The sequence below is a fragment of the Rosenbergiella sp. YN46 genome (assembly GCF_036620675.1).
Classification (GTDB): Bacteria; Pseudomonadota; Gammaproteobacteria; order Enterobacterales; family Enterobacteriaceae; genus Jejubacter.
The window spans coordinates 268,835-290,052 of sequence record NZ_JAZHEE010000002.1; the positions used below are offsets into that span (position 1 = coordinate 268,835).

Here is a 21,218-nt window from a genome sequence, read left to right on the forward strand (position 1 = left end):
AGCTGAGACACGCTATTTTGTTATCTGCGCGTGCTATCTGCCTGGCGGCGCATCTGGTATGATGAGTTCCAATGATTAATCCGGGTTAATGGAAATTTCACTATGGTGATTAAGGCGCAGAGCCCAGCGGGTTTCGCGGAAGAGTATATTATTGAGAGCATCTGGAAAAATCGCTTCCCACCGGGGTCAATTCTGCCTGCCGAGCGTGAGCTTTCTGAACTGATTGGCGTGACCCGAACCACTCTGCGCGAAGTGCTTCAGCGTCTGGCGCGCGATGGTTGGTTGACTATTCAGCACGGCAAACCAACCCGGGTGAATAACTTCTGGGAAACCTCCGGACTCAATATCCTCGAAACGCTGGCGCGTCTCGATCATGAAAGCGTTCCGCAGCTCATTGATAATCTGCTGTCGGTCAGAACCAATATCGCCACCATCTTTATTCGCACTGCGCTGCGTAATCATCCGGATGAGTCACAGAAGGTGCTGGCCAGCGCTCAGTCAGTAGAGGATCACGCTGATGCCTTCGCTGAACTGGACTACAGCATTTTCCGTGGTCTGGCCTTTGCTTCCGGAAATCCGATTTATGGTCTGATTATCAACGGAATGAAGGGGCTGTACACCCGCATCGGCCGCCACTATTTCTCTAGCCCGGAAGCGCGCGCTCTGGCGTTGGGCTTCTACCACAAGCTGGCGACCCTGTGCCGCGACTCGCTTCACGAGCAGGTGTATGATGTGGTGCGTAACTATGGTCGGGAAAGCGGGGATATCTGGCACCGGATGCAGAAAAATCTGCCGGGCGATCTGGCGATGCATGGCCACTAATCGCGCTAACCACTGAATAATAAGAGCCGGTAAGCCGTTACGCTTACCGGCATTTTTTTCGCTACAGCGTATTATTCACCCGGGGCGGGCAACGCTCCAGCAGCTCCACGCTGCCGTCATCGTTCTGCTGTTCCAGCAGAACATCAAAGCCCCACAGTCGATGTACGTGCTTTAGCACCTCGCGACGGCCCTTGTCCAGCGGCACCCGATTGTGGGGGATATAACGCAGCGTTAGCGAACGGTCGCCGCGCAGATCGACATTCCAGACCTGAATATTGGGCTCCAGATTGCTCAGGTTGTACTGGCTCGACAGGCGCGAACGCAGCTCCTGATAGCCTTCTTCGTTGTGAATCGCCGAAATTTCCAGATAGTTTTTGCGATCGTCGTCTTCCACCGCAAACAGCCGGAAATCGCGCATCAGCTTCGGTGACAGGAACTGACTGATAAAACTTTCGTCCTTAAAGTCGCGCATGGCGAAGTGCAGGGTATCGAGCCAGTCCTTACCGGCCATTTCCGGGAACCAGTAGCTGTCCTCCTCGGTGGGCGACTGACAGATACGCTTGATATCCTGGTACATAGCGAAGCCCAGCGCATAGGGGTTAATACCGTTATACCAGGGGCTGTTATAGGGCGGCTGATAGACCACATTGGTGTGGTTATGCAGGAACTCCAGCATAAAGCGGTCGCTGACTTTGCCTTCGTCATACAGGTGGTTGAGGATAGTGTAGTGCCAGAAGGTGGCCCAGCCTTCGTTCATTACCTGGGTCTGTTTCTGCGGGTAGAAATACTGGCTGACCTTACGCACGATGCGCAGGATCTCGCGTTGCCAGGGCTCCAGCAGCGGCGCATTCTTCTCCATAAAGTACAGCAGGTTTTCCTGCGGTTCGGATGGAAAACGGTGACTGGCCTCGACGGCTTTCTCCTCTTCATGGCGCGGCAGAGTGCGCCACAGCATATTAACCTGGCTTTGCAGGTACTCCTCGCGGCTTTTCTGACGCGCCTTCTCTTCCTGCAACGAGATTTTCGACGGACGCTTATAGCGATCCACCCCGTAGTTCATCAGGGCGTGGCAGGAATCGAGCAGCTTTTCTACCTCATCCACGCCATAGCGCTCTTCGCATTCGCTAATGTAGTTACGGGCGAAGATCAGATAGTCGACAATCGAGCTGGCATCGGTCCAACTGCGGAACAGGTAGTTATTTTTAAAGAAGGAGTTATGGCCGTAGCAGGCATGAGCCATCACCAGCGCCTGCATGGTAATGGTGTTTTCCTCCATCAGGTAGGCGATGCAAGGGTTGGAGTTAATCACGATTTCGTAAGCAAGCCCCTGCTGGCCGTGCTTATAACGCTGCTCGGTTTCAATGAATTTTTTGCCGAATGACCAGTGGGTGTAGTTGATCGGCATCCCGATGCTGGAGTAGGCATCCATCATCTGTTCAGAGGTGATGACCTCGATCTGATGCGGGTAAGTTTCCAGCCGGTAGTATTTGGCTACCCGATCGATCTCGGCCAGGTAACTCTCCAGCAGCCCGAACGTCCAGTCGGGGCCGTCGCTTAGATGTTTGGTGTCCTTGATCGTGGAATCTGCAACAGTTGCCATCAGCGCCCCCTCATTGTTAGCGGCTCTCATCTAAATGGAGAACCTCAAAATCAAGCATAGAACAGGGGCAGCATTTCGGGCGTGCGGCGGAATTTTTTTTACGGACGGTTATTGTAATTTTTATTCTTTTTTATTGTCATTTTGCGGTGTTTTTATCTGGCAAAAATGTTGGGGAAGCATGAGATTCTGAATTCCTGATTCACCGCTACGCCAGTCACAGTGTGAATTATGTCACCATAATAAAGCCATATGTTGAATAACATTTTCATCTGAGTTATCAATTTGTATCCAGAATATTATTCTTTTACTCAGAATGGGGCAGGCTATGCGAGTCATTGTGCTGGGAAGTGGGGTAGTGGGCGTCGCCAGCGCCTGGTATTTACGCCAGGCGGGACACGAAGTCACGGTTGTCGATCGGGAATCCGGACCGGCCGAGGAGACCAGCGCCGGTAATGCCGGGCAGATCTCGCCTGGGTATGCGGCGCCATGGGCCGCGCCGGGCATTCCGCTAAAGGCGATTAAATGGATGTTCCAGCGTCATGCGCCGCTGGCCATTCGCCCGGACGGCACCTCTTTCCAGCTCAAGTGGATGTGGCAGATGCTACGTAACTGCGACGCTCGCCACTATGCGGAAAACAAAGAGCGCATGGTACGGCTGGCGGAATACAGCCGCGACTGCCTGAAGGCGCTGCGCGCCAGCACCGGCATTGCTTACGAAGGGCGCCAGAAAGGGCTGATGCAACTGTTCCGCAGCCCTCAGCAGTATGAGAATGCGGCGCGTGATATCGCGGTACTGGAAGAGGCGGGCGTCCCCTATGAGCTGCTGGAAGCCGGACAGCTGGCCCGGGCCGAGCCTGCGCTGGCGGCCGTCGCCCATAAACTGGCCGGCGGCCTGCGCTTGCCGAATGATGAAACCGGCGACTGCCAGTTGTTTACCCGCAGCCTGGCCCGTATGGCCGAACAGGCCGGAGTAGAGTTTCGCTATAACACGCCGGTGGACCAACTGCTGACCGAAGGGCAGCAGGTCGCCGGCGTCAAATGCGGCGGCGAAATACTCAAGGCGGACGGCTACGTGATGGCCTTCGGCTCATACTCTACGGCCATGCTTAAGGATATTATCGATATCCCGGTTTATCCCCTGAAGGGCTACTCGTTGACGATTCCTGTCGCTGATGAAAGCGGGGCGCCGGTATCCACCATTCTCGACGAAACCTACAAGATTGCGATTACCCGCTTCGACCAGCGGATTCGGGTGGGCGGCATGGCGGAGATCGTCGGCTTTAATACCGAACTGCAGGCTGCACGACGTGCGACGCTGGAAATGGTGGTGCGCGATCTCTATCCGCGCGGCGGGCATATTGAACAGGCCACCTTCTGGAGTGGTCTGCGCCCCATGACGCCGGACGGCACGCCGGTAGTCGGCCGAACCCCCTGGAAAAACCTGTGGCTGAATACCGGCCACGGCACCCTGGGCTGGACCATGGCCTGTGGCTCCGGCCAGATGCTGAGCGATATCATTTCTGGCCGGACGCCTGCGATCCCCTGTGAGGATCTGTCGGTGGCGCGCTATCTGCCGGGTTTTACCCCCGGGCACTCACCGCGCCTGCACGGCGCGCACTAACAGGAGGTTCTGATGACGCGTCCTGTTCAGGCCTCTATTCATCTGGCTGCACTGCGCCATAATCTCGGTCAGGTGCGTAACGCCGCGCCGCATTCCCGGGTGTGGGCGGTGGTGAAAGCCGACGCCTACGGGCATGGTTTAGCGCGGGTCTGGCCGGCGCTGAGCGGCGCCGACGGCTTTGCCATGCTCAATCTGGAAGACGCCATCCAGCTGCGCGAATGGGGCTGGAAAGGGCCGATTCTGATGCTGGAAGGTTTCTTCAGCGCGCAGGAGCTCGCGCTGTTCGACCGCTATCGCCTGACCACCAGTCTGCACAGTAACTGGCAGATTAAGGCGCTGGCCGACGCCCGGCTTAGCGCGCCGTTAGATGTTTATCTGAAGATTAACAGCGGGATGAATCGGCTGGGGTTTGTTCCGGATCAGGTACACCGGGTCTGGCGCCAGCTATGCGAGCTGAACAACGTCGGCGAGCTGACCCTGATGGCTCATTTTGCTGATGCCGATCGGCCCGATGGCGTTGACGCGCCGATGGCGCGCATCAGTCAGGCTGCAGAAGGCCTGGAGGCGCCGCGCTCGCTGGCTAACTCGGCGGCAACGCTGTGGCATCCGCAGACCCACTATGACTGGGTACGGCCGGGCATTGTGCTTTATGGCGCCTCGCCGAGCGGCTGCTGGAGCGATATCGCCAGCGCCGGGTTACGGCCCGCCATGACGCTCAGCAGCGAAATCATCGGGGTACAGACGCTTAAACCGGGCGAGCGGGTAGGTTATGGCAGTCGCTACTGCGCGCCCCGCGAGCAGCGTATCGGCATTGTGGCCTGCGGTTATGCCGACGGCTATCCGCGAGTGGCGCCGGACGGCACGCCGGTGGTGGTAGGGGGCGTGCGCACCGGGCTGGTGGGCACGGTTTCGATGGATATGCTGGCTGTGGATTTGACGCCATGCCCTCAGGCAGGTATCGGTACGCCGGTGGAGCTGTGGGGCGAGCAAATTCGTATCGATGACGTTGCGGCAGCCAGCGGGACTATCGGCTATGAGCTGATGTGCGCGCTGGCGCCGCGTGTACCTGTTGTGACGGTGTAACTAAAGAGGGAGCGGCTCTATTCCGCTTCCTCCTGAGCTACCCTGACCCCTATCTTCACCACCTGATTATCCTCTTTTTCCGCCACCGTCCAGACCAGACCGGCATATTCCACCTGGTCGCCGACCACGGGGGCGCCACCCAGCCGTTGGATCACCCATTCACCCAGACTTTGTTCAGTGTTCATCGCGTTATCCGGCTCCAGGCCGTAAATGGTCGCCACGTCGCCAAAACGGGCGCTGGCTTCCAGAATAAAGTCGCCGAAGAAGCGCTGGTCTAGGTCCGGCGATACCGGAGGGGTATGGCTGAACAACTTGCCCAGCGCAGGCAGATCGCGTTCGCGACCAATCACGCACAGGATATCGCCTTCCCGTAACCGGGTGCTGCCGCTGGGGTGCAGCAGGCCTTTACCGCGAAACAGGGCGGCGATGCGGGTATCTTTCGGCATGTGCAGGTCGCGCAGGGCGGCCCCCACGCACCACTTATCGGCGCTTAACTGATAGATAAACTGCTCCCAGGGCTTCTCCGGATGAATATCCAGACCGATACGCGATACCGGCCAACCCACCAGCGGCACCACCACTTTGGCGCGTCGGGCCGCCCAACTGAGGGTGGTGCCCTGAAGCAGCAGTGAAACCAGAACCACAAAGAAGGCGACGTTAAAGAACAGACGCGAATGTTCCAGCCCGGCCATCATCGGGAACACTGCCAGGATGATGGGCACCGCGCCGCGCAGTCCAACCCAACTGATAAACACCCGCTCGCGCAAATTAAAGCCGCGAAACGGCAGCAGCCCCAGAAAGACCGATAGCGGACGGGCGAAAAAGATCATCCACAGCGAAAGCAGTAGCGCCGGTATCGCAATCGGCAGCAGATCCGACGGCGTTACCAGCAGGCCCAGCACCAGGAACATGCCGATCTGCGCCATCCACGCCATACCGTCGAAGGTTTGCAGAATACCGAAGCGGTTGCGCACCGGGCGATTACCCAGCAGGAAGCCGCACAGATAAACCGCCAGGATCCCGCTGCCGTTCAGGGCGGTGGTGACGGCGAAAATCATAATCCCACCGCTCAGGGCCAGCAGCGGATAGAGCCCCTGGGGCAGCGAGATGCGGTTAATCACCTGCTGCAGGATAAAGCCGCCAGCCGCACCGAGCACAATACCCAGACCGAACTGCTGAACCAGATGGGCGAAGAACATCCAGCTCAGGCCGCTTTCGTGCTGCTGAATCATTTCGATAAGGGTTACGGTCAGAAATACCGCCATGGGGTCGTTACTGCCAGATTCTATCTCAAGCGTGGCGCTGACGCGCTCGTTAAGCCCTTTGCCGCCCAGTAGTGAGAAGACGGCAGCGGCGTCAGTTGAACCGACGATGGCGCCGATCAACAGACCTTCCATCAGGTCGAGGTGAAACAGCCAGGCGGCCGCCATACCGGTCAGCCCTGAAGTGACCACCACGCCGAGCGTCGCCAGCGATAAAGCCGGGCCAAGCGCAACCCGAAACGAGCTGGCCTGGGTACGCATACCACCGTCCAGCAGAATCACCGCCAGCGCCAGGTTACTAATCAGATAGGCGAATGGATAGTTATCGAATGGAATGCCGCCGATGCCGTCCACCCCGGCCAGCATGCCGATGGCCAGAAAGATAACCAGGATTGGGATCCCAAGACGGGAAGAAAATGAACTTAACAGGATGCTGAAAGTGACCAGCAACGAGCCGACGATAAAAAGATTAAAAATGGTCCCGGCATCCAAGATAAAGAGTCCCCCAGCTGAGTTTTACAAAATGTTACCATAATACAGGCAATTGCCGAAAACCGACCTGCGGAAAAGCGACCTGAATCGCCCTTATTTCAGGCAGGGGTGTCCGCTCAGACGAAGAGTTGCCTGCTTTCCGTCATGCATCAGCTCGCCATGAGCGCCCAGCGGTAGCGTAACGGTACAGGGTTCGTGGCCGAAGGCCAGTCCGTCAACGATGGGGATCCCCGTCCGTTCGCGCAGCGTGGTACAGACCTGGGCCAGGTTGTACCCATTATCATAATCATTCGGGGCAGCGGCGCTGAAGCTGCCCAGTATGATAGCTCGCTGGTGTCTCAGAACCCCGGCGTGGTGGAGCTGAAGCAACATGCGCTCGATCCGAAATGGATGTTCGTTAATATCCTCCACCACCAGAATACCGTCGTCAATTTGCGGCAGCCAGGGGGTGCCCACCAGGCTTATCAGCATGGCCAGATTGCCGCCCCATACGGTTCCGCTGGCCTGGCAGGCCGGCGCATCGCTATGCCATTTCAGGGAAAAGCAGGGGGAGGTAAGCGCCTTCCAGAAGTGCTCTACGGTAAAGGGTTCCAGCTCTGGCGCGCCAAAATTACCTGCCAGCATCGGCCCGCTAAAGGTGATGGCTCCTTCACGGGCCAGCAGCGCCAGTTGAAAAGCGCTAAAGTCGCTGTGGCCGCAAATCATCAGAGGATCGCGGCGCTGGCGGGCCCCTAATGCCGGATAATCGATGGCTTCCAGCAGGCGGCTGACGCCGTAGCCGCCGCGTACCGCCAGCACAATCGCCGTACTTTCAGATAATTCTGCAAGCTGGTTAAGATCCCGTAGTCGCTGGGCGTCGGTACCGGCGAAGCGTTGGTAGCGCCGCCCGATGACGTCAGTGTTAAGCACCTGATGGCCGGCTTCCTGCAAGCGGACTACGCCGCGCTCCGCGGCGTCCTGCTGCATACAGTAACCGGATGGAGCGACGAGGTGAAAGGTGGCCATGAGAATTTCCTTGCTGATTTAAATGCGGTATTGGTTATCATGCCGCGAGGCGCTGCGGTTGTCATCCGCAATGCCTTTACCTGTAACCCGTTATTGAAAAGAGGGGAAGCGTAGTGAAGTTGAGATGGCTTATCGTGCTGAGTGTGTTGCTGGTGGGTTGTTCGAGTAAGCCATCCCGGGTCCAACACGGGGGATGGGAAGCGGGCCGTCCGGTACAGGGTGCCCAGACCTGGATGCCGATAACCGAAGAGGCGGCAGAGACATGGGGGGTGAGTCCGCGTCTGATTACCGCGATTATCGCCGTGGAGTCCGGCGGTAATCCGCAACTGGTCAGCCGCTCTAACGCGGTGGGGCTAATGCAGATTAAGGCTTCCACCGCCGGTCGTGAAGTTTATCGCCATGAAGGGCGTAGCGGTCAGCCGTCGACCAGCGAGCTTAAAGATCCGGCGCGCAATATCGATATTGGCGCGGCCTATCTGAGCATTCTGGAAAACGGTATTCTGCGCGGCATCGACAATCCGCAGACTATGGAATACGCGCTGATCGTCTCATACGTCAACGGCGCCGGGGCGCTACTGCGGATGTTCTCGTCAGACCGGGCGGAGGCTATCGATCAGATTAACGGTATGTCGCCAGAGGAATTCTGGCAGTACGTAATGGATAACCATCCCTCATCTCAGGCGCCGCGTTATCTGTGGAAGGTGAAGACGGCGATGGAGAGCGCCTGATGACGCTGGCCAACGGCCTTGTGCGGGGTTGCTGGGGTTATTTTCGCGCAGTGCCGTATTCCGGAGAAATATGTCGCGCTGGTGGAGGTTCCGTTCACCTTAAGGTGATTTCTCTTATGCCGGTTGCGGAACCGGTGAATTAACAGAGAAGCAGTGATGCAAAGTGAACGGAACAGCCCGCCGCATCGTCATATTCTTCCCAGTGACCTTTCAGATGCAGGCCGGGGCGGTGGTTGTAGTATGTAGTCATGCCGGTTGCGCTATTTCTGCGACAATGCTGTGTTCTGGGGGGAATATGTCACGCTGGCGAAGGTTCCGTTCACCTTAAGGTGATTTATCTTATGTCGGTTCCGGAACCGGTGAACGTGTCAGGAGGCTCAAACGCCGCCTCCTGACAACCTGGCTTTCCGGCGTGAAAATCGCCGCTGTCGCGGATTAACCCGGCCCATCCCTGGGCCGGGCCCCTTCGGGGCAACGCCTGCGGCGTTGTTCAAAATGGCTCCCGGCAATTTTGTCCTCCGCTTTTCCCGTCCGCCGGACGGGTCGGGCATAACGGCACCTCCCTGTGCCGTATGCCCTCAGCCCGACGTCCTGTCGGGCTGACCCTGGCGGCCGTGAACGCTGCGGCGATTTTCAGGCCGGAGTATCATCGCCCTGAATCTTCTGCCTGAACTCATCCGAAAGGTCGAAAGGTGCTGCTGGTGTCATTTAGAAAAGACAGACTGAAGCGACGAGGGTGTAGCCACCCGGCTTAAAAAACGCCGTAGCGTTCACGCAGGGCCGGAGGAGCGACAGGGTAAGGTCGCCTGGGATGGCGACTCTTGCCCGTTCCGAAAAGCCCGGAGTGATAAGCGAAGGGGCCCCGAAGGGCGTTTTTTACCGCCGGGAAGCCCGGGTCGCCAGGGGAGCGGCGACTGAGCCCCCCAGGCCCGTTCACCCGTGGTGGATTAACAGAGAAGCCATCACGCAAAGTGAACGGAACACCCGCCGCATCATCATATTCTGCCGCTTTTGTTCTGAAACCGGGCGCCGGAACTGTCTATACCCCTCACCCCGGATCGTACCCCCTGAAGGGAGAGGGAGTTTCTCCCTGCTCACCAGCGGTGAATCAACAGAACAGCAGCCGCCTGATGTGAACAGAACGGCCCGCCGTACTACCATCTCCCACCTGCATCAAAGCCCCGGAAACGATGTTCTTTTAGCGATTAAAAATCATATCCCGCAGTAACGGTCACCTGGCGCTCCTGGCCCCAGTAGCAGTTGGTGGCGCCATAACAGCCCGCCACGTAGTCGCGGCCGGTCAGGTTGGTGGCATTCACCTGGAGTGAAGCGCCGCGCAGGCTGTTGCTCCACTCCCCAAGGTCGGCGCGTACCATGGCATCCACCAGGGTCACTGATGGAATACGACGGGTATTCTCGTTATCGACCCACTGCTTACCGATGTAGCGTACCCCGGCGCCAAAGCTGATGCCGTAGTCGGCACGATAATGGCCCCACAGCGAAGCGAACCGATCCGGCGTGACGTAGGGGGTGTTGCCGTTATTGCCGTCGATAGCGTCTTTAAAGCGCACCTTGTTCCAGGTGTAGCCAGCGATGGCGGAAAGGCGCGGGGTAATTTCGGTGCGTGCTTCCAGCTCAATCCCCTGGGAATGCACTTTTCCTGCCGGCTCGTAGTAGCTGCCCTGAATCACGCGGTTGCCGACATCTTTTTGGGTCAGATCATAAACGGCCAGGGTGTAGAGATCGCGACTACCTGGCGGCTGGTACTTCAGGCCCGCCTCATATTGCTGGCTGGTGGTGGGTTTGAGCAGATGGCCCTGGGCGTCTGGCAGCACCTGGGGGGTGACGGCGGAACTGTAGCTAATATAGGGGGAGACGCCATTCTGGAAGGCATACAGCAGGGCGGCCCGACCGCTGAAGCGATCGTCGCGACGGTTATCCACCACCCGGCTGTTATCCTCGGGCGTGACCGTGCGGCTTTTGGTTTCCAGCCTGTCAAAACGGCCGGAGAGATCCAGATGCCAGCGGTTCCACACCATCTCATCCTGCAGATAGACGCCGGTCTGCTCGTAAACCCGACGAATGTTCGAACGCAGTACGCCGGGAATCCGCGCGCCGCTGGCGTCGTAGTGCCACAGGTCAGTACCACCGGACTGGCCAGTCCAGGGGTTCAGGTTGGTGGCCGACGCGCTGTCACTCTGAATGCGGTTTCGGAAGCGGTGGTATTCGGCGCCCAGCACCAGGGTGTGATCCACGCTACCGGTGACGAAGTCCGCTTCCAGTTGGTTATCCATGGCCCAGGCGTCCAGCGAGGAGTCTTCGCCGCTGTAGTAGCGGGTGAGCTCATTGTGCTGCGCATCGGCCCAGCCGAGCTGATAGGCCTGATTCAGCTTCACGTTGGAATGGGTGTAACTGCCGTTAGAGCGAAATGCCCAGACGTCGCTAAAGCGGTGGGCGAATTCATAGCTGTAGATCTGCTCGTGGCGCTTAAAGGCGTCGATACCCGGTTCTACGTCTGAAAAATCAGTGCCCAGCTTATGGCCCGTTGACGAATAAAGGCTGCCGTCTGCCGGTACCGAACCGTGGAAACCACCGGAGGGATCCTTTTCCAGATAAGCGCGCAGCACCAGCGAAGTATCATCATCGGGCTGCCAGAGTACCGAGGGGGCAATGGCGTAACGTTCGTCGCGGGTATTTTGATACTGGGTATCGGTATTTTTGGTCATCCCGGTCAGGCGCCACGCCCAGTTCTGGTTAATGGCGTCGGTATAGTCGAAGGCGGTACCGTTGGTATTGTGATTACCGACCATGGCGCGCAGGTGGCCTTCCCGGGCGAACTGTGGGCGTTTCGAGGTCATCATCACCAGTCCGCCGGGGATGGTTTGCCCGTACAGCGCGGAAGAGGGGCCGCGGATAACGTCGATACGCTCCAGGAACCAGGGATCGACCTGCAGCACGTTATAGCTGCCGCCGTCGCTCATCAGGCGCAGACCGTCCAGGAAGGTATTGTTGACATCGCCGCCGTGGAAGCCGCGTAGTGCGACGGTATCGTAGCGGGTGGCGCCGCCGGCAAAGCCGGTAAAGACGCCGGGAGTATAGTTCAGGGCACTGTTGACGTTCTGGGCGCCCTGGTCTTCCATCTGCTGACGGGTTACGACTGAAATCGCCTGACCGGTTTCGATGAGCGGTTTATCGGTTTTGGTGGCGCCGCGGCTGGTGGTGGCGTTGTACCCTGCGGTGGGCGTAGTGGCGGTATCTGGCGCTATGGCGCTGACTATTACGGTATCCTCGGCGCCGAAAGCGGGGCCGGAGGCCAGTAGCGCGAAGGGGATCGCCAGTGTGCGGCGGTAGCTATTCATTAACGTCATTATTGTTTCCCGTCGTCATCGATAAACGTACGCTTAAAGTTAAACGCGAATTATTATCGTTGTCGTTTGCTTATTTCAAGACGTAAATGCAGGTAAACAGAAGAAAAAAGGTTCATCACGGATTGTTGTGAAGCTGAAGTTACTAGCGGCTGCCCTGGCTTCCGGGTGAGTATGTCGCACAGGAGAAGATTCCGTTCACCTGAAGGTGATTTTTTATCTGTCGGTTGCGGAACCGGTGAATTCACAGTGAAGCTGTTGCCTGAAGTGAACGGAACAGCCCGCTGCATCACATATTTTGCCAGGTGGCCTTTCAGATGCAGGCCGGGGCGGCGGTTGTAGTACGTGGTCATGCCGGTTGGGCTATTTTGGCGATTATGCCGTGTTCTGGAGGAATATGTCGTGCCGGTGAAGGTTCCGTTCACCTTAAGGGTATTTTTATATGCCGGTTGTGGAACCGGTGAACGGGCCAGGGGCTCAGATGCCGCCCCTGACAACCCGGCTTTCCGGCGTGAAAATCGCCGCTGTCGCGGGCCCCTGCGTATTCCCGTCCGCCGGACGGGTCGGGCGTGACGGCACCTCCCTGTGCCGCACGCCCTCAGCCCGACGTCCTGTCGGGCTGACCCTGGCCACCGGGAATACTCCGGCGATTTTCAGGCCGGAGAATGTCACCACCTTTTATCATCTGCCTGGATTAATCAGAGCCGGTATCATTTAAAAAAACAGACTGAAGCGATGAGGGGGTTACATCCCGGCTTAAAAAACGCCGCAGCGTTCACGCAGGGCCGGAGGAGCGACAGGATGTCGCGACAGGGCAAGGTCGCCATGGATGGCGACTCTTGCCCGTTCCGAAAAGCCCGGCGTGATAAGCGAAGGGCCCGCGTCAGCGGCGTTTTTTACCGCCGGGGAGCCCGGGTCGCCAGGGGAGCGGCGACTGAGCCCCCTGGCCCGTTCACCCGTGGTGGATTAACAGAGAAGCAGAAACCTGAAGTGAACGGAACACTCGCCGCATCGTCATATTTTGCCGCTTTTGTTCTGAAACCGAGCGCCGGAGCCACCTGTCACCCTCACCCCAGCCTGCTCCCGAAACGGGAGAGGGAGTTTCCCGGCAATGAACGGAACAGCCACCGCATCATTATATTCTGCCGTTTTTGTTCTGAAAGCGGGCGCCGTAGCCGCCTGTCACCCTCATCCCGGCCCTCTCCCGAAACGGGAGAGGGAGTTTCCCGGCAATGAGCGGAACAGCCCACCGCATCATTATATTCTGCCGTTTTTGTTCTGAAACCGGGCGCCGTAGCCGCCTGTCACCCTCACCCCAGCCCTCTCCCGAAACGGGAGAGGGAGTTTCCCGGCAATGAGCGGAACTGCCCACCGCATCATCATATTCTGCCGGTTTTTTGTTTCTGCTTTCGAACACTCCACGCTGAACCCAAAAAACTTTATTGATGAAAGGGCTGGGGAAAGGGGCGATTTCAGACATCATCAGACGGTGGGGGCAGGGCGCTGAATTCGTACAACAGCCCCTGAAGCTGCGCCATTTTCTCGGGACCGAACTGGCGCTCGATTTCCCGATAGCCCTGCTCGACCTGGTGACTGGCTTCCTGATACAGCGCTTCGCCGCGCGGCGTCAGTGAAGCGAATAACTTACGCTGATCGCTTACCGGCTTCATCCGCCAGACCAGACCGTCGCGCTCCAGGCGGGTCAGAATGCCGGTCAGGCTGGGGCGCAGAATACAGGCTTCGCTGGCCAGTTGGTGAAAGTCCAGCGAGCGGTGCACCGCCAGAATACGGATCACGCGCCACTGCTGTTCAGTCAGGTTATGCCGGTTTAGCACCGGACGAAACCAGCTCATGGCCGTTTCCCGCGCCTGTAACAGGGCAATGGTCAGGGATTCATGCATAGTGATTTCCACAGAATAAGAGTCTGTATCCAGTATATTTTTTTCACTTCTGGTCGCAAGGTTTGTCGGTAATACTTTCACTACCTTCTTTTTTATCGTCATATTGTTAATGTATTAATTATTGATCAGGGCCCTGGGGTATTCTCTCCTGAAACGACCTGAGCGTGACTTCACAGGCATGTTTTTACAATAATATATCTATTCTGTTAATTTCATCACGCCTTTTGAAACAATATTTGAACAATTATAATCGCCATAATAAAACCATCTCGTTAATGTATTAATGAGCTGGCCTGGCGGAGGAAAGGCACGGAGTACGATGCCGCGATTGCCAGTGACTATCCATCTGATCTTTTCGGGAGTCCTTTATGAGCGACCTGAACTCACCGCAATCAGGCTTTAACGCGCTCGAACAGCGGGTGATGAAAAAGCTGTTCCGGCGCCTGATCGCCTTTCTGTTTGTGCTGTTCGTCTTCTCCTTTCTCGATCGCATCAATATCGGGTTTGCCGGTCTGACGATGGGCAAGGATCTGGGGCTGAGTGCCACCATGTTCGGTCTGGCCGCCACGCTGTTTTACGTGACCTATGTTATTTGCGGTATCCCCAGCAATATCATGCTGGGCATCGTGGGCGCCCGACGCTGGATCGCCATCATTATGATTTTGTGGGGCATCGCTTCCACCTGTACGCTGTTTGCCACCGGGCCTGGCTCTCTGTACGTGCTGCGAATGATTGTCGGTATTACCGAAGCGGGGTTCTTGCCGGGGATTTTGCTCTATCTTACCTGGTGGTTTCCGGCCTGGTATCGGGCCAGGGCTAACGCGCTGTTTATGATTGCCATGCCGGTCACCATGATGCTGGGTTCGGCGATTTCCGGTTACATTCTGGCGCTCGATGGCGTGCTGAATCTGAAAGGCTGGCAGTGGCTGTTTTTGCTGGAAGGGCTGCCATCGGTCTTGTTGGGCGTCGTGGTCTGGCGCTGGCTTGATGATAAACCGGCCGATGCGCGCTGGCTGACCCGGGAAGAGAAAGGGGTGCTGGAAGCGATGCTGGCCCGGGATCGGGCGCAGAGTCAGGTAGTGCCCACCACGCGTTCGACCTGGCGTGAAGTGTTGACGCCGGTGGTGCTGATGTACACCCTGGCCTATTTCTGTCTGACCAACACCCTGAGCGCCATTAATATCTGGACGCCGCAGATTCTCCAGAGCTTTAACCAGAACAGCAGTACTATCATGATCGGTCTGCTGGCGGCGATTCCCCAGCTGTGCACCATTATCGGTATGCTGTGGTGGAGCCGAAGCTCAGATCGTCGTCAGGAGCGCCGAATACACACCATACTGCCGTTTCTGTTTGCCGCAGCCGGCTGGCTTATCGCTTCGGCCACCGGCCACAGCCTGATTCAACTACTGGGTATTATTATGGCTTCGGTTGGCTCCTTTACTGCCATGGTGCTGTTCTGGACCACGCCGGACAGCACCATCAGCTTTCAGGCGCGCGCCGTGGCGATTGCCGTCATTAATGCAGTAGGCAATGTTGGTTCGGCGCTCAGTCCGCTGATGATTGGCATTCTGCATGATATGACCGGCAGCTTTAGTTCCGGGCTGTGGTTTGTGGCCGGTTTGTTGGTCATTGGGGCCGGTGTCATGGCACGGATTCCGATGGGGCAGAAATCGCGTCGCGATGCGCCTGTGGGCATGATGGAAAAGGGATAGCGGCTCGGCCCCTCTTCCTGGTCGGGGAGAGGGGCCGGGAAAAGGGATTATTGCTCTGCCGGTTGCGGCGCCCCGGTTTTTTCCGACGGTTGCGAATTCATTGCCGCATCCGGGGTGGCGTGCCCCGGACGCTGGGGCGGCACGTTATCACAGGCTTTGTCGGTCGCGCACAGTTGATCCAGCAGTTTCAGCGTCACGCCGTTGGTCCAGCCGAAGCCATCCTGCAGCGGATATTCACCGCCGCCACCGCCTGCTCCCTGGCCGGTAACGTCATACTTCTCGACCAGTTTCTGTTGCGCGTTATAGATGCGCTGCACATTGCTCAGGAAGCGCCAGCGGATGTCGCCAGCCAGTTCATTCTGGTTATAGTGCTTCAACCCTTCGACGGCCACCCACTGCAGCGGCGCCCAGCCGTTAGGCGCATCCCACTGCTGCCCCGAGTTGACCTCGGTGGTCAGCAGGCCGCCCTCTTTCAGCAGTCGGCTACGCACTGCGGTGGCCACCTTCGCGGCCCGCTCTTTATTAGAAGCCTGGACATAGAGCGGGAACAGCGCTGCGGCGGTAAGCTGGCCGCGTACCCTATGGTGCTGCAGATCGTAGTCCGCATACCAGCCGTTCTTGCTGTTCCACATATGCTTCTCAATAGCCTGCTGGCGCTGACTGGCAAGGTTCGCATAGCGCTTTGCCGCTTCGCTATCACCAGCCGCCTCACTGGCGCGCGCCAGGGTTTTTTCCAGGTGATACATCAGTGCGTTAAGATCCACGGGTGCGATGCTGGTGGTTCGAATAGAAGCCAGCTTTTTGGGATCGTCCATCCAGCGTGAGCTGAAGTCCCAGCCCGACGCCGCCGCGGCCCTCAGATCGCGATAAATCTGCGCCGCCTTACGATTCGGGTTGCTTTTCGCGGTGGTGACGTCATCCAGCCAGGATTCGGGACGTGGGGTATCCTTATCGTCCCAGTAGCGGTTCAGTAGCGTGCCGTCGCGCAGTTTAACAACCCTGCCGCTGGCGCCGCCATTCGCCAGGGTATCACTGCCCGCCATCCAGTACTGATACTCTTTTTTCATCTGAGGCAGGTATCTGGTTAGCGCCGCCCCATTATCATGGCTGGCCAGCAGCTCCACCATCATGGCGAAGAAGGGGGGCTGGGAGCGGCTCAGATAGTAACTGCGATTGCCGTTGGGAATATGACCCCAGGTATCGATCTCGTAAGCGAAGTTATCCACCATATCCTGGACTTTGTCCCAGTTACCGCTTTCGGCCAGCCCCAGCATGGTGAAGTAGCTGTCCCAGTAATAGACTTCGCGGAATCGACCGCCAGGCACGACGTAAGGTTTGGGCAGCGTCAGCAGAGAATCCCACTCGCCCGTGCTTTTCCCGGTGCGGGTCAGCACCGGCCACAGGCCGTCGATATGTTCGCGCAGGCTCTGGTCGGCAGGAGGCACATATTTTTCGCCCGCTTTCGGCAGCACGAAGTTCACCTCCACGAAGTGGCGCAGATCGAAGCCTGACTGATTACGCTGCATCCGGTAGTCGGCAAGGATCATCAGCGGATCGCTACGCGGTACCGCGTCGGCGAAGGTTTTCTGATCGGGAAACAGTTTCGCGCTCTGTACGGCGGTAAACAACGGACCCAGTAGCGCATCCGGCGACTGGGGAGCCTGTTGTGTAGCCTCGCTCTCATCGGCGTTTGCGGCAAGGGCCTGAGGCGTCAGAGAGATAAAAGCGCCGCCAAGCGCCAGTTGGATGGCCAGTAACAGGGTACGGGGACGGCGCAAATTAGATTTTGCCATGCATTATTCTCCTTATTCTCCATGTTCCCGGGCCACTGCCGGGATAGAGGCGATCAACCCTATGAAAACCTTAGCCGAATTTTCAGCGTAGCGGTGGGCCGAACTCACGATTAGCGAATTTTTTCGGACAATAAGAGCAGCGTCGTCTGATGATCGCTTGTTTTTTGAGCGTCACCACCTGTGACATATAAGCTAGGCTTACATATTTGTGTCTGGGAGTTGTATATGGAGGACAAGGTGAAGAGTTCAGTCACTGAAAGACCCTCTACCGGGTATCAGTTCTTGCAGGAGACACTTCGTGAATGGGGTGTTACCTGTTACGCAGGTGTTACCGGAGGAGGCGTCATCCATTTTCTTAAGCACTTTAAGTCTGTTGCTGATTCTGATACGAAAGCGCCGGGCTTCTATTCAATAGGTGAATACAGTGCGGGTTTTATTCCTCTGGGGTATTATCTGAGCAGCGGCAGGATAGCTGCGGCAGTAGCGACCACCGGTGCGGCTAGCAAACTGCTGAGTTGTGGCCTGAGCGATGCGAAATTTCATGATATTCCGGCAATTTATATCCTTCCTCTCTCTGAGAGTGAAAGTCCGGGGCAGGCACCGTTACAGGATACTTCAGAATATGGTATTAACATCCTGGCGCAGCTGCGCAGCTGCGCAGCGAGTTGCCTGATTCTGTGTTTGTGCTTGACTCTCCGGCTACGCTGGCTGAGAAATTGTTGTCTGCCCGGTCCCGGTTAGAACAATGCAGACCAGTGGTATTGGTGTTATTGCATAGCGCACTAAGCAGCCTGGTAACAATTTCAACTGAGGCCATCGTTTCGTCGCCTCCCACTCTTCTGGATAACCCCGATGATTTTTGCGACGAATTCCGTCGTGACATTGTTGGGCGCCGTCTGGTGATACTGGTTGGAGAAGAGATGGCGCGTTACCCGGGAGCGGCAGAGCTCACGATGGAGTTTTGTCAGATTCTACAGTGTGCAGCAGTCTGGAGTATCAATGGAGCCAACGCCGTCTGTCGAAAAAATCCTTATGGTTTTGGGTATCTCTCTTTTGGCGGCAATGATGAAGCATTGGCGTTATATCAATCTGTTGGGCAAGATGATGTGTTGCTGGTTCTGGGGGCCTGCCCGGATGAATATACCGTCAACCGGAATAAATTTGCTGCTGCAAAGACCTTTTATCTTACGAGTCATCCCGAAGGATATGGGCAGATAGAGAATAATTTTGCCCATATGGCCAGGGGGGAATACCGTCATGTCTTTGGCCCATTAGATGAGTCGTTACGTCATCTGCTGATGGCAGCTAAACAACAACCATTTGACAATATTCCCGCTTCGACTGCGCCGGATAACCTCAATCACCGTGAATACCCGGCTCCCCGTCATGGCTATGTGGATATGGTGGAACTTTATCAAAGGCTTGATCGTTGGTGGCCCGCCGGTGCCATTGGTTTTGATGATGTCTGCCTGGCGTACAAAGACAGGCAATATGTAATTCAGCGCCCCAATAACAATATTCACTTTTATTCCTTTTATCGCGGCTCGGCAATGGGCGGTGCTTTTGGTGCAGCCGTAGGGGCGAGGCTGTCATCGCCAAAGCGGCCAGTATTTCTTTTTACTGGTGATGGTTGCTTTCGGTTATTTTCTGGATCGCTGGGAGAAGCCAGTGAATTAGGGTTGGTGATATTCCTGATGAATAATGCCAGTTTTTCCATTGTCGCCCAGGGGTTGCCGGTTGTTCTGCCGGATCTTGAGGAAAAAAATTATCATTCCTCTCTTAAACCGCTTGACTACTGTCTTATAGCCCAGGCCTGTGGTTGGGACGCTGAACGACTTGCTGCCGATCTGAGCAATCTCGATCTTTTGCTGGAAAGAGCGGGTAGTGCTTCAGTGAAATCATTGTTGATTGATATTCCCGTGGATGCTTTACAGGTGCTGGGGCATAACCCGCGGGTGAAATATCTTTAGAGTTGAGGATGAATAATTTCCCGGACAGGGCACTTATCGGACGCATTGAGCAGTGTTATCAAAAGCTGAGTGGAAAGCCATTGCCCGGTCCGGATAACCTGGCCGATCGTGCCTGGTGGTTGCATGATAAGGCTTCTTATAGTTTGCTGGCGCACGATGGAGGGGACGACCCTCATTTTATTTACGCTAATGAATGTGCGCTGAGATGTTTCAAATACTCGCGGGAAGAGATGCTGCGACTGCCTTCCCGGTTGAGTGCGGCCGGTTCGGAACGACAGGAACGCCAGCAAATGCTGGATGGACTTACAACTCCGGCATCGTTAGCGGCTATTCAGGAATACGCATTACCCGACAAGGCGAATCCTTCAAAATTTATAACGGAGCGATCTGGCAATTAAAAAACGAAGATGGCGTTTTGTGGGGACAGGGGGCGCTATTTTGGCTGTCACCGTACGATGACGAAGTGAGGATGGAATTGAATGCAGAGTCATTTTATCTGGCCGCAGTGGCATGCGGCCATGGCTGTTTTCGATCAGGCTAACCCTTCGACAATCACAATCTGCGCCTCGGCTACGCCGGCGCGTTGAGCTTTCGCCCGCTGGTAGGCTTCGGACTGGTAGCAGGCCAGCGCGCTCTGATAATCATCGAACTCAATGAGTACGTGCTTCACAAAATGCTGTCCTTCCAGGGTTGAGGCTTCGCCGCCACGTGCCAGGAAGCGGGCGTTCCAGGCCTGAAAGGCTTCGGGGGCCAGATCCATATAGTGGCGGTACTGTTCGGGGTCGTGCACGGTCACGTGGGCAATCCAGTAGGCGGGCATAGGTTTACTCCTGCTGTTCCAGAATCTGGCGGGCAAGGCTTGATGCTTCGCGCAGATGGTCAATCACTTCCTGACGGGCAAGCATGGGATCGTTCTGGTCGATGGCGCGCCAGATGCGCGTCATACGTTCAAAACCGGCAACCTGGCGTTCGCGGGTCTTCAGGGTCAGCGTGCGCAGCCGGCTGATGCGACTGTTAAGACGCTGGACTATCTCCCAGGCGATGCTGTGCCCGGCGATGTGAAACAGCTGTTCGTAAAAGGCGAGGGAGGCTTCGATACGCTGGATATCATCGCTGGTGCCGGAGGCGCTGTCTATCTGCAGTAGCCGGTCGTAGAGCCGCTTTTTGTCCTGCTCGGTAGCGCGCAGGGCGCAGTCGTGGGCGGCTTCCTGTTCGAGCAGCATCCGAATATTGTAGATTTGCTCGGCGATCTCCCAGGTCAGAATCGCGACGATAGGCCCCTTTTTGGGGATAATCTCTATTAATCCTTCCGCTTCAAGATAACGGATCACTTCCCGCACCACGCTGCGGCTAACGCCAAGTTCATCGCTCAGGTTACGCTCAACCAGTCGATCCCCCGCTTTAAAGTAACCGGCGATAATCGCCTGGCGTATTTTGGTTAACGCGAGCTCACGCAGGGTAGGAGTGCTCTCTATTTTCAGTGACTGGCTCTGAATCATTATCTTCTCCATGCTGAGCCGTTAAACATCGTGATGAAATAGCGCCAGTTCTTCCTGTCCATGGCTACTATTAACATCCTTTTACGCTGGAAGGCAACGCTGCACCGTTGGACCAGTTGGTGTCGGTGAATGACTAAATTCGGCACGGCTCACAAAATTCAAAATTGCCGTGAAAATCGTCGCCGTCGCCTTCACGCCTTGCTGTGACGCCACCTGGCCATTTTTCCATTCTTGCCAAAACTACCGCATTGCCCGGTTATCCCGCGCAGAATACCTGCGCGGAACAGAAGTGAAAATCCTTTTAAATCAATGCGAAATATTCACCTTTGATGCCCCGTTTATGGTTTGTGATATATCGAATCTGG

17 protein-coding genes and 2 pseudogenes are annotated in these 21,218 nt (G+C 56.6%); 10 read left to right on the forward strand and 9 right to left on the reverse strand.

The window, feature by feature from the left end; translation table 11 throughout:
• The first annotated feature begins 102 nt into the window (after positions 1-102).
• Positions 103-822, forward strand: coding sequence for a fatty acid metabolism transcriptional regulator FadR (fadR, locus tag V3W49_RS03010; RefSeq protein WP_500143604.1), 720 nt, complete (start codon positions 103-105; stop codon positions 820-822).
• Positions 823-883: 61 nt separating this feature from the next.
• Here fadR and V3W49_RS03015 read toward each other — a convergent pair whose 3' ends face one another.
• On the reverse strand, positions 884-2,422 hold the full coding sequence (locus V3W49_RS03015; protein ID WP_500143605.1) for a SpoVR family protein: 1,539 nt from the start codon (positions 2,420-2,422) through the stop codon (positions 884-886).
• A 325-nt stretch (positions 2,423-2,747) separates the two neighbouring features.
• Here V3W49_RS03015 and V3W49_RS03020 point away from each other — a divergent pair, with 325 nt between their 5' ends.
• The 3 genes and pseudogenes from V3W49_RS03020 to V3W49_RS03030 form a co-directional block, all read left to right on the forward strand.
• Positions 2,748-4,043, forward strand: coding sequence for a D-amino acid dehydrogenase (locus V3W49_RS03020; RefSeq protein WP_500143607.1), 1,296 nt, complete (start codon positions 2,748-2,750; stop codon positions 4,041-4,043).
• A gap of 12 nt (positions 4,044-4,055) precedes the next feature.
• Positions 4,056-5,126 (forward strand): catabolic alanine racemase DadX, encoded by a 1,071-nt coding sequence (gene dadX / locus V3W49_RS03025; protein WP_500143608.1) that lies wholly within the window; start codon positions 4,056-4,058, stop codon positions 5,124-5,126.
• Positions 5,087-5,197 (forward strand): annotated as a pseudogene (locus tag V3W49_RS03030) (hypothetical protein); the annotation flags it as partial. The gene dadX and the pseudogene V3W49_RS03030, both read left to right, overlap by 40 nt.
• Here the strand turns inward: V3W49_RS03030 and V3W49_RS03035 are convergent.
• A complete protein-coding gene (locus V3W49_RS03035) occupies positions 5,144-6,880 on the reverse strand; it encodes a potassium/proton antiporter (protein WP_500143609.1) in 1,737 nt (578 codons plus the stop codon). The pseudogene V3W49_RS03030 and the gene V3W49_RS03035 overlap by 54 nt on opposite strands.
• 93 nt (positions 6,881-6,973) lie before the next feature.
• Complete coding sequence (gene ldcA, locus V3W49_RS03040; RefSeq protein ID WP_500143610.1) at positions 6,974-7,885, reverse strand: muramoyltetrapeptide carboxypeptidase; 912 nt, start codon at positions 7,883-7,885, stop codon at positions 6,974-6,976.
• 113 nt (positions 7,886-7,998) lie between these two features.
• On the opposite strand from ldcA, the gene emtA reads away from it, so the two are divergent.
• The gene (gene emtA / locus V3W49_RS03045) at positions 7,999-8,613 is read left to right on the forward strand and encodes a membrane-bound lytic murein transglycosylase EmtA (RefSeq protein ID WP_500143612.1); all 615 of its coding nucleotides are present in this window, start codon (positions 7,999-8,001) and stop codon (positions 8,611-8,613) included.
• 1,205 nt (positions 8,614-9,818) lie between these two features.
• Here emtA and V3W49_RS03050 read toward each other — a convergent pair.
• Positions 9,819-11,972, reverse strand: a complete 2,154-nt coding sequence (locus tag V3W49_RS03050) for a TonB-dependent siderophore receptor (RefSeq protein WP_500143686.1) — start codon at positions 11,970-11,972, stop codon at positions 9,819-9,821.
• A 62-nt stretch (positions 11,973-12,034) separates the two neighbouring features.
• Positions 12,035-12,331, reverse strand: coding sequence for a hypothetical protein (locus tag V3W49_RS03055; RefSeq protein ID WP_500143614.1), 297 nt, complete (start codon positions 12,329-12,331; stop codon positions 12,035-12,037).
• 128 nt (positions 12,332-12,459) lie between these two features.
• On the opposite strand from V3W49_RS03055, the gene V3W49_RS03060 reads away from it, so the two are divergent.
• A complete protein-coding gene (locus V3W49_RS03060; protein ID WP_500143615.1) occupies positions 12,460-12,696 on the forward strand; it encodes a hypothetical protein in 237 nt (78 codons plus the stop codon).
• Positions 12,697-13,450: 754 nt separating this feature from the next.
• On the opposite strand, the gene hpaR is transcribed toward V3W49_RS03060, so the two are convergent.
• Entirely contained in the window at positions 13,451-13,879 is a 429-nt protein-coding gene (hpaR, locus tag V3W49_RS03065) for a homoprotocatechuate degradation operon regulator HpaR (protein ID WP_500143616.1), read from the reverse strand.
• Positions 13,880-14,247: 368 nt separating this feature from the next.
• Between hpaR and hpaX the strand changes: the two genes are divergently transcribed.
• On the forward strand, positions 14,248-15,591 hold the full coding sequence (gene hpaX / locus V3W49_RS03070) for a 4-hydroxyphenylacetate permease (RefSeq protein ID WP_500143617.1): 1,344 nt from the start codon (positions 14,248-14,250) through the stop codon (positions 15,589-15,591).
• A 47-nt stretch (positions 15,592-15,638) separates the two neighbouring features.
• Here hpaX and treA read toward each other — a convergent pair whose 3' ends face one another.
• Positions 15,639-17,384 carry an alpha,alpha-trehalase TreA gene (treA, locus tag V3W49_RS03075; RefSeq protein ID WP_500143619.1) on the reverse strand — a complete coding sequence of 582 codons (1,746 nt, stop codon included), beginning with the start codon at positions 17,382-17,384 and terminating at the stop codon, positions 15,639-15,641.
• 225 nt (positions 17,385-17,609) lie between these two features.
• Here treA and V3W49_RS03080 point away from each other — a divergent pair, with 225 nt between their 5' ends.
• The 3 genes and pseudogenes from V3W49_RS03080 (at position 17,610) to V3W49_RS03090 (ending at position 19,895) form a co-directional block, all read left to right on the forward strand.
• Positions 17,610-18,125, forward strand: coding sequence for a thiamine pyrophosphate-binding protein (locus V3W49_RS03080; RefSeq protein WP_500143620.1), 516 nt, complete (start codon positions 17,610-17,612; stop codon positions 18,123-18,125).
• A gap of 14 nt (positions 18,126-18,139) precedes the next feature.
• Positions 18,140-19,354: a thiamine pyrophosphate-dependent enzyme gene (locus V3W49_RS03085; RefSeq protein ID WP_500143622.1), complete on the forward strand. Its 1,215-nt coding sequence runs from the start codon at positions 18,140-18,142 to the stop codon at positions 19,352-19,354.
• 8 nt (positions 19,355-19,362) lie between these two features.
• Positions 19,363-19,895, forward strand: a pseudogene (locus V3W49_RS03090) (MEKHLA domain-containing protein).
• On the opposite strand, the gene V3W49_RS03095 reads toward V3W49_RS03090, so the two are convergent.
• Together V3W49_RS03095 and V3W49_RS03100 are read right to left on the reverse strand one after the other, a co-directional pair.
• A complete protein-coding gene (locus tag V3W49_RS03095; RefSeq protein WP_500143624.1) occupies positions 19,887-20,174 on the reverse strand; it encodes a DUF1330 domain-containing protein in 288 nt (95 codons plus the stop codon). The pseudogene V3W49_RS03090 and the gene V3W49_RS03095 sit on opposite strands and share 9 nt — an antisense overlap.
• Positions 20,175-20,178: 4 nt before the next feature.
• Positions 20,179-20,853: a GntR family transcriptional regulator gene (locus V3W49_RS03100; protein ID WP_500143626.1), complete on the reverse strand. Its 675-nt coding sequence runs from the start codon at positions 20,851-20,853 to the stop codon at positions 20,179-20,181.
• Positions 20,854-21,218 lie beyond the last annotated feature (365 nt).

Excerpts from the sequence above, each read along its gene's own strand:
- hpaR (WP_500143616.1), bottom strand. The coding sequence starts at position 13,879 with ATGCATGAATCCCTGACCATTGCCCTGTTACAGGCGCGGGAAACGGCC.
- V3W49_RS03080 (WP_500143620.1), top strand. The coding sequence starts at position 17,610 with ATGGAGGACAAGGTGAAGAGTTCAGTCACTGAAAGACCCTCTACCGGG.
- ldcA (WP_500143610.1), bottom strand. The coding sequence starts at position 7,885 with ATGGCCACCTTTCACCTCGTCGCTCCATCCGGTTACTGTATGCAGCAG.
- V3W49_RS03055 (WP_500143614.1), bottom strand. The coding sequence starts at position 12,331 with ATGACCACGTACTACAACCGCCGCCCCGGCCTGCATCTGAAAGGCCAC.
- fadR (WP_500143604.1), top strand. The coding sequence starts at position 103 with ATGGTGATTAAGGCGCAGAGCCCAGCGGGTTTCGCGGAAGAGTATATT.
- V3W49_RS03050 (WP_500143686.1), bottom strand. The coding sequence starts at position 11,972 with ATGAATAGCTACCGCCGCACACTGGCGATCCCCTTCGCGCTACTGGCC.
- V3W49_RS03100 (WP_500143626.1), bottom strand. The coding sequence starts at position 20,853 with ATGATTCAGAGCCAGTCACTGAAAATAGAGAGCACTCCTACCCTGCGT.
- hpaX (WP_500143617.1), top strand. The coding sequence starts at position 14,248 with ATGAGCGACCTGAACTCACCGCAATCAGGCTTTAACGCGCTCGAACAG.
- treA (WP_500143619.1), bottom strand. The coding sequence starts at position 17,384 with ATGGCAAAATCTAATTTGCGCCGTCCCCGTACCCTGTTACTGGCCATC.
- V3W49_RS03015 (WP_500143605.1), bottom strand. The coding sequence starts at position 2,422 with ATGGCAACTGTTGCAGATTCCACGATCAAGGACACCAAACATCTAAGC.
- dadX (WP_500143608.1), top strand. The coding sequence starts at position 4,056 with ATGACGCGTCCTGTTCAGGCCTCTATTCATCTGGCTGCACTGCGCCAT.
- V3W49_RS03060 (WP_500143615.1), top strand. The coding sequence starts at position 12,460 with ATGCCGCCCCTGACAACCCGGCTTTCCGGCGTGAAAATCGCCGCTGTC.
- V3W49_RS03095 (WP_500143624.1), bottom strand. The coding sequence starts at position 20,174 with ATGCCCGCCTACTGGATTGCCCACGTGACCGTGCACGACCCCGAACAG.
- V3W49_RS03020 (WP_500143607.1), top strand. The coding sequence starts at position 2,748 with ATGCGAGTCATTGTGCTGGGAAGTGGGGTAGTGGGCGTCGCCAGCGCC.